Origin of the sequence: Bariatricus sp. SGI.154 (assembly GCF_050313795.1) — a bacterium.
Classification (GTDB): domain Bacteria; phylum Bacillota; class Clostridia; order Lachnospirales; family Lachnospiraceae; genus CAMBRQ01.
The window spans coordinates 39,180-46,308 of the sequence record NZ_JBNPMC010000029.1 but is presented as its reverse complement, the minus strand read 5'-3'; the positions used below and the strand labels follow the sequence as shown (position 1 = coordinate 46,308).

Genomic DNA, 7,129 nt, shown 5'->3' with positions numbered 1-7,129 from the left:
TGGTGATAGGTAAATGGATGAAGAGTATTTCTTATATGCAGTTTTGAAGGTATATATCTTCAATAAGGCCCAGTGGCTCAGTTGGTTAGAGCGCCGCCCTGTCACGGCGGAGGTCGAGAGTTCGAGTCTCTTCTGGGTCGTTATATGGGATCATAGCTCAGCTGGGAGAGCACCTGCCTTACAAGCAGGGGGTCATAGGTTCGAGCCCTATTGGTCCCATAGAATCTGGATGGATTCCCGAGTGGCCAAAGGGGGCAGACTGTAAATCTGTTGGCGACGCCTTCGAAGGTTCGAATCCTTCTCCATCCACTAGATGTTGAAAGAGTCAACTGTTTGCTAAAACCTAAACGGTTCGAATCCTTCTCCATCCATTAGCCAATGGCTTGCGCCGATGTGGCTCAATTGGCAGAGCAGCTGATTTGTAATCAGCAGGTTATCGGTTCGAGTCCGATCATCGGCTTAGTCTTGAAAAAGACAACTAATAAAATATCGCGGGGTGGAGCAGTCTGGAAGCTCGTCGGGCTCATAACCCGAAGGTCGTAGGTTCAAATCCTGCCCCCGCAACTCGCACATACATATGTGCAACAATTGAATACATTTTTTGTATTAGCCCAGATAGCTCAGTTGGTAGAGCAGAGGACTGAAAATCCTCGTGTCGCTGGTTCGATTCCGGCTCTGGGCATTTTATTTACCAATAATTAGATATGGGCGTGTAGCTCAGGTGGTAGAGCACTTGACTTTTAATCAAGTTGTCCGGGGTTCGAATCCCCGCACGCTCATTGTAACGCTAGGAAATAAGATAATTCCTGGCGTTTTTTTTGTCCAAATTCAAAGATTTGGGACAAAAGAAATATTTAATAAAAATTTTGATAAAATGGGACAAAAATGCTTTTTGAGTTGTTATATATATGAGTACTCAAAAAAAGGGGGGTTATTGAGTTGGATATTACGCAAATTTACAACGACAATAAGAATTCGGTCTATCGACTAGCGTTGACATATCTGCATTCACCAGCTGAAGCGGAAGATGTTTGTCATGATGTATTTATAAAAATGATAGAACATAAGACGTCTATTTTCACGGGAAAGGAGAGGGCATGGCTTTTGACTGTGACGGCCAATGAATGTAAGAATCGCCTGAAATTTTGGAGACGCCATGAAAACGAAGAATTATCTGATGGATTTTCTGTGGAGGGTACACAATCACCGGATATATTAGAAACAGTTATGTCATTGTCGGTAAAAGAACGAACGGTAATCTACCTTTACTATTATGAGGGATATACTACGGAAGAAATTGCTGGGATTTTGAAAATCACTGCATCTGCGGTAAGATCCCGGATGGAACGAGCCCGAAAACATTTGAAAATCAAGTTGGAAGGAGAATTATCATAATGGATGAATATATGAAAAAGTATCGTGAGCAGTTGGATAAGGTAACATTATCTGATGCTGCTGATCAGGCAATTTTGGATGATCTCCTAAAATCTGATGCCAAGAAAGGAGTGTTATGTATGAAGCGTATGAAAAGAAATATAAGTGCAGCCATGATTGCTGTAACTATTATAATAGCATCTTCTGTTACAGTATTTGCAGGTGTTGCTATTCACAGAGCAATCATTAAGTCGACTAAAGTGGAGTCACGGGTAGAGGGATTCGGAGTGACTGCAAATGTGGGAGAATCTTATTATTATGGTTTACTGGCAGGCGATGCAGGTGGGATATATGTTCTAACAGATAATGATTATGATGGAGCATTGACAGATCATCATGCGATTGCATGGAAAAGTACAGATCAGGGTAATACCTGGGAAGAGGTCCTGTCTCAACCAAATGGGATGAATATAGAAGGCTATCTGTTTGCCGGTGATCTCCGGGAGGGAAAAACTGGGATTGAGGCAATTGTGATTATGGAGGAAGAAAATGACGAAGCAGAGGAGGGTTATGTTAACCGTGTATATCGGATCACAGCAGATTCTTATGTAGAGTATGATATGGATGAAGTATATGCGCAGTTAGGGGGACAGGAACATTTATGGAGTGTCAAATATGTGAATGATCACATAATTGCTCTGGCAGGGGTAGAAGAATGTCTGCTGTATGATGTCAATACACAGAAAGTGGTAAGAAATCTTCCGTACGATCTGACCATGGGATGTTTGAAAACCCAGAATCAATTTTTGCTATATGGAAAAGAGATTTATACATGCTTAGATGCTGAAACACTGGAAGAGCAGGAACCAGAGGAAGGGCTGCAGGAATTTGTGCAAATGATGTATGAGAAGAATAATAATGAAGTTTTACCGCCTATGGCTGTATGGAAAGATACAGTAGTCTGTATAACAAAAGCAGGTATTTATGAGCATAAGGCTGGAAAGATCAACCAGATCAGACAGGTTTCCGATACTGTAAATTATGGTCGTGTTTTCAATGGTTTATTACCATTCTGCAAGACTCGGGATGGCGAGTATTATGTATGCACATTTAGTGGGACAGGAATGTCTTTATGGAAATTAAAACAATGACTTTTCTTTCGAAGATAGTCTTGACTGCAATCCGGAAAGCATATGAGATAGCAATGAATATTTAAATTCTAAAAGAAACTGTGACTATAATACGGTCACAGTTTCTTTATATAAAAAAGAGAAAGGTTAACAATCAATTTCCAGGTATGCAGCAGCCAGTTGTAATGTATTCATCATCCCCGTAATATGTGTACGTTCCATTCCATGCGAAGCCTGTACGCCAGGTCCGATCAGGACAGCACGCGTATCGTATCCCGCTCTCCACAGTGCGCTCGCATCAGAACTATAGTGAGGATAGATATCAGTGACAGCGTCAATTCCATTCTCATTGGCCAGTTTGAGAAGCCGGCTTGTCATCTCATAGTCATAGGGACCAAGTGAGTCTTTAGCACAGATAGATACCTGTTCTTCTGTGCAAGTCAGATCAGATCCCACACATCCCATATCTATTACCAGAAGTTCTTTGATTTCGGATGGAAGAGTAGAACCGCCATATCCGATCTCTTCATGTGTTGAGAAGCAGAAATAAGTCTTTTTCTCAGGCTTAATATTGTGTTCCTTCATTATCTTCATCAAAGTGATCAAAAGAGCGGCACATACTTTATCGTCGATGAATCTGGATTTGAAGAATCCACTTTCCGTATAAGTTGTCTTTGGATCGTAGCATACGAAATCACCGGGACGGATACCGAGGTTAAGGACATCTTCTTTGCTATGTACCATTTCGTCAATGCGTACGATTAAGTTTTTCTCATCATGCTCTTTCTTATTGGCATCAGAGAATACATGGATAGAAGGGGATGTAGATAGGATGGTTCCCGTGTATATTCGCCCATCTCTGGTATGTATCCTGCAGTATTCGCTGTCCAGTGAAGGGAGAACAGGAGCGCCAACCTGGGTGATCTTAAGATATCCTTCGCTAGTGATGGAGCGAACCATAAGGCCAAGCGTATCAACGTGTGCTGAAAGAGCCACTGCTTCTTCGTTATTTTTTCCATCTACAGTTACGATTACATTTCCGATATTATTCTGATAGACCGGATATCCAAGGTCTTCCGCAATTTTGCAAATGTATTCCGTAACTTTGGTGGTGAAACCGGTTGGACTGTCGATTGAGAGAATAGAAGTCGCAGTCCGGACGAAGTAATCTTCGTATTGTTTAAAATACATAATAAAACCTCCTAAATTATAATTTTATTGTTGCAATTGGTGAAATGATATGGTATATTATAGAAAACACTTATTGTTAACAATCTACAATAAACAGTATGAAAAATCAAGTCTTATATCAAAAAAATATAATTTGATAGGGGATGAAAATAGAATATATAAGTATATATGTTGTCTATTCTGTAAAGGCAATATGTAAATTGTAATTTTTCATAGAAGTGTTTCCGAACTTACACCGACTGTGATAGAATAATAGTACTGGCTATGACTAATTTATAATAATAAGGAAAAGGAAACATTATGGGAAAATTATCATATAAAACATTACGTGAGAATGTAGTAGAGGAGATTCGGCTTAAGATATTGAATCAGGAACTGACACCGGGGATGCGTATTATTGAACAGGATTTGTCAGATGAACTGGGAGTCAGCCGTGGGCCGATCAGAGAAGCGTTGAGGCAGCTGGAGCAGGAGGGTATGATTGAATATACCAGGAATGTGGGCTGCTCGGTAAAAGAAGTTACACTGGAAGACATATATGAGATCTATCTTATCCGCTCGAGTTATGAGATTCTTGCAGTGGAGTCCTATGAAGGGCAGTTTACGGATGAAGAGATTGCGAAGATGGATGCTGTTCTGGAAGCAATGAAGACATTGGAAGAGGAAGACTATGAGAAGGTGGTTTATTATGACGACATGCTGCACCAGATCATTGTCGAGAAGGCAGGATTTGGACGATTGACGAAAGTCTGGCAGGATTTGAGTTATGGGAATTATATGAGTTGCTATGCTGGTCTTGGTGATAGGAAGGCAGTTACAGATCGTCAATATCCGATTCATAAGAAAGTAGTGGATGCTTGTCGTACACGCGATGTGGAGACAATTAAGCAGGCGATTACAGATCATTATATGTTGACCATCAGAAGACTTTTGAAAGAAGGTCATGCAGATAATGAGTCTTTGGAAATATAAGTATTTTGTTGATGTGGTTGACAGCAAGAGTTTTACAAAAGCAGGAATTAAGAATTACGTAACGCAGACGGCTATCAGCCAGCAGATCTCTTCACTTGAGAAGAGTGTAGGAGGTAAGTTAATTGAACGTGGGAATGGTAAGATCTATCTGACCGAATTAGGGCAGGTTGTCTATGACAGAGCGCGTGAAATGCTGGAATTGAATGATCAGATGTTTCAGGAGATTGAAGAACTGAAGGAAAAATATGAGATTCGTATTGGAATCGATAGTTCCATTAACAAACTGTTCTGGCTGAAGATGCAGGAACTTATGGATCAGCATTATTCGGAGAATGAGTTACGGTTCAGTAAAGTGGATTCTTATATAGGCAGTAAGATGCTGAAGGAAAATTCGCTGGATATTTATGTAGGGTATGGAATGGATCATCCGGATAAGAATGAAGAGATAGAAGAATTAGAAGTCAGCAGGAACAGGATAGGCATATATTATGGTATAAATTCTTCACTTCGAAAGATATCAGATTTCACTGTAAAGGATCTGGAACGTTATACCCGTTATGGGACACAGTCATATCTGTGCAGTATGCAGGATGGCGAATCAGAGGAATTTAGACTAATCAGTCATGGTATTGAGCGTATTGATAATGTAGATACGATGAAACTTAAAGTGGAATTCAATGACGGATATGCTTTGGCAGACAGTTACTATTTTTCGTATTGTGATGGAGAAATCCGCACGCTGCCGGAATATGATGCCACTTGTGTTATTAAGGCATTCTATAAGAAGAAAAGGAATAAAAGGAAAGTAAAACAGGTGTTGGAAGAACTTCAGCATATTTTAACAGTATAAGAATATCTTATCGGTCACTCTTGTGACCGATTTTTTTGTGTTGAAAAATCAAAGATTAGCATGTCAAGTGTTTTCTTGAAACATAAGTTTTTCTCATATACCTATTCGTTTTTCTCGTTTGTAATTGTGGAGATATAGAGATACAATCCGAGGTAGGAACTGCTTGAGAACAAAGGAGGAGAGAAGATGAAGAGAAAGAATATGTGGAAGCAGTACACAGAAACTCAGAGCGAAGAGTTAGAGCAGTTAAGTGAAAGGTATAAAGAATGTCTGAATCTTGCAAAGACAGAGCGTGAATGTGTAAGCCTTGGAATCGAGATGGCAAAAGCATGGGGCTACAAGAGATTAGAGGATTGCATTGCAGAAGGCACAAGACTGGAAGCAGGGGATAAAGTCTATGCTGACTGTATGGGGAAAGCGCTTGTGATGTTCCAGATTGGTACACAGCCATTGGACAAGGGAATGAATATCCTTGGAGCGCATGTGGATTCTCCAAGAATGGATGTGAAGCAGAATCCATTGTATGAGGAGAGCGAGATGGCATATCTGGATACTCATTACTATGGCGGTATCAAGAAATATCAGTGGGTTACAATTCCGCTTGCAATTCATGGAACTGTAGTGAAGAAGGACGGAACCGTACAGAATATTGTGATTGGCGAGAAGGAAGAAGATCCGGTATTGGTAATCTCAGATCTTCTGATACATATTGCGCAGGAGCAGATGGAGAAGAAAGCCAGCGTAGTCGTTGAAGGCGAAGGTCTGGATCTTCTTGTTGGTACCAAGCCTCTTACTGGTGAGGAAGAACTTCAGAAAGAAGAGAAAGAACTGGTGAAAGCAGCCGTTCTTCAATTTCTGAAAGAAAATTATGACATGGATGAGGAAGATTTCTTATCTGCGGAACTGGAGATTGTACCGGCTGGAAAGGCAAGAGACTGTGGATTAGACAGAAGCATGATCCTTGGTTACGGACAGGATGACAGAGTATGTGCATTTACTTCTTTATTTGCCATGTTAGAGACAGAAGTTCCGGAGCGTACAAGCTGCTGTATCCTGGTCGACAAAGAAGAGATCGGAAGCGTGGGAGCGACCGGTATGCATTCCAGATTCTTCGAAGATGCAGTAGCAGAAGTTATGGCACTTACGATGGATGGAGATTCTCTGAAAGTAAGACGTACGCTGCGTAATTCTTATATGCTGTCTTCTGATGTAAGCGCTGCTTTTGATCCGTTATATGCAGACGCATTCGAGAAGAAAAATACGGCATATTTTGGAAAAGGACTGGTATTTAATAAATTCACCGGAAGCAGAGGAAAGAATAACAGTAATGATGCGAATGCTGAGTATATTGCGAAGATCCGTCAGGTAATGGATGAGAGTGGAGTCGGATTCCAGACTGCTGAGATGGGAAGGGTTGACCTTGGCGGCGGCGGAACCATTGCTTACATCATGGCGAATTATGGAATGAATGTGATTGATAGTGGTGTGGCTGTATTGTCTATGCATGCGCCGTATGAGGTGACGAGCAAGGCAGATATCTATGAAGCATATAAGGGATACAAGGCATTCTTAAAAGATATGAAATAAAGGAAATGAGATAGAAGAAGAGAGG

The 7,129-nt window shown here is 40.8% G+C and carries 6 protein-coding genes and 7 tRNA genes; 12 read left to right on the top strand and 1 reads right to left on the bottom strand.

Going from position 1 to position 7,129, the window contains the following annotated elements; all coding sequences use genetic code 11:
- The first annotated feature begins 66 nt into the window (after nt 1-66).
- The 9 genes from ACQRBN_RS12775 to ACQRBN_RS12735 all read left to right on the top strand — a co-directional run bounded on the left by ACQRBN_RS12775 (nt 67) and on the right by ACQRBN_RS12735 (nt 2,525).
- Nucleotides 67-140, top strand: a tRNA-Asp gene (locus ACQRBN_RS12775).
- Between the two features lie 6 nt (nt 141-146).
- Nucleotides 147-219: transfer RNA gene (locus ACQRBN_RS12770), tRNA-Val, on the top strand.
- An 8-nt stretch (nt 220-227) separates the two neighbouring features.
- Nucleotides 228-309 (top strand) — tRNA-Tyr (locus tag ACQRBN_RS12765).
- A 78-nt stretch (nt 310-387) separates the two neighbouring features.
- Nucleotides 388-460: transfer RNA gene (locus ACQRBN_RS12760), tRNA-Thr, on the top strand.
- Nucleotides 461-490: 30 nt separating this feature from the next.
- Nucleotides 491-564: transfer RNA gene (locus ACQRBN_RS12755), tRNA-Met, on the top strand.
- Between the two features lie 45 nt (nt 565-609).
- Nucleotides 610-682: transfer RNA gene (locus ACQRBN_RS12750), tRNA-Phe, on the top strand.
- 24 nt (nt 683-706) lie between these two features.
- Nucleotides 707-779 (top strand) — tRNA-Lys (locus tag ACQRBN_RS12745).
- A gap of 160 nt (nt 780-939) precedes the next feature.
- Entirely contained in the window at nt 940-1,395 is a 456-nt protein-coding gene (locus tag ACQRBN_RS12740) for an RNA polymerase sigma factor (protein ID WP_427739383.1), read from the top strand.
- Nucleotides 1,395-2,525 (top strand): hypothetical protein, encoded by a 1,131-nt coding sequence (locus tag ACQRBN_RS12735; protein WP_427739381.1) that lies wholly within the window; start codon nt 1,395-1,397, stop codon nt 2,523-2,525. The genes ACQRBN_RS12740 and ACQRBN_RS12735 overlap by 1 nt, the downstream gene beginning before the upstream one ends.
- Nucleotides 2,526-2,651: 126 nt before the next feature.
- Here the strand turns inward: ACQRBN_RS12735 and ACQRBN_RS12730 are convergent, their stop codons facing one another.
- Entirely contained in the window at nt 2,652-3,695 is a 1,044-nt protein-coding gene (locus ACQRBN_RS12730) for a M42 family metallopeptidase (protein ID WP_427739380.1), read from the bottom strand.
- 300 nt (nt 3,696-3,995) lie between these two features.
- Between ACQRBN_RS12730 and ACQRBN_RS12725 the strand changes: the two genes are divergently transcribed.
- The 3 genes from ACQRBN_RS12725 (at nt 3,996) to ACQRBN_RS12715 (ending at nt 7,104) form a co-directional block, all read left to right on the top strand.
- Complete coding sequence (locus ACQRBN_RS12725; protein ID WP_427739379.1) at nt 3,996-4,667, top strand: GntR family transcriptional regulator; 672 nt, start codon at nt 3,996-3,998, stop codon at nt 4,665-4,667.
- Nucleotides 4,648-5,517, top strand: a complete 870-nt coding sequence (locus ACQRBN_RS12720) for a LysR family transcriptional regulator (protein WP_427739377.1) — start codon at nt 4,648-4,650, stop codon at nt 5,515-5,517. Before ACQRBN_RS12725 ends, ACQRBN_RS12720 begins: the two co-directional genes overlap by 20 nt.
- A gap of 186 nt (nt 5,518-5,703) precedes the next feature.
- The gene (locus ACQRBN_RS12715; protein WP_427739376.1) at nt 5,704-7,104 is read left to right on the top strand and encodes an aminopeptidase; all 1,401 of its coding nucleotides are present in this window, start codon (nt 5,704-5,706) and stop codon (nt 7,102-7,104) included.
- Nucleotides 7,105-7,129 lie beyond the last annotated feature (25 nt).

What these genes read in the sequence shown, in the direction of transcription:
- ACQRBN_RS12730 (WP_427739380.1), bottom strand. Translation starts at nt 3,695, where the DNA reads ATGTATTTTAAACAATACGAAGATTACTTCGTCCGGACTGCGACTTCT.
- ACQRBN_RS12725 (WP_427739379.1), top strand. Translation starts at nt 3,996, where the DNA reads ATGGGAAAATTATCATATAAAACATTACGTGAGAATGTAGTAGAGGAG.
- ACQRBN_RS12735 (WP_427739381.1), top strand. Translation starts at nt 1,395, where the DNA reads ATGGATGAATATATGAAAAAGTATCGTGAGCAGTTGGATAAGGTAACA.
- ACQRBN_RS12715 (WP_427739376.1), top strand. Translation starts at nt 5,704, where the DNA reads ATGAAGAGAAAGAATATGTGGAAGCAGTACACAGAAACTCAGAGCGAA.
- ACQRBN_RS12720 (WP_427739377.1), top strand. Translation starts at nt 4,648, where the DNA reads ATGAGTCTTTGGAAATATAAGTATTTTGTTGATGTGGTTGACAGCAAG.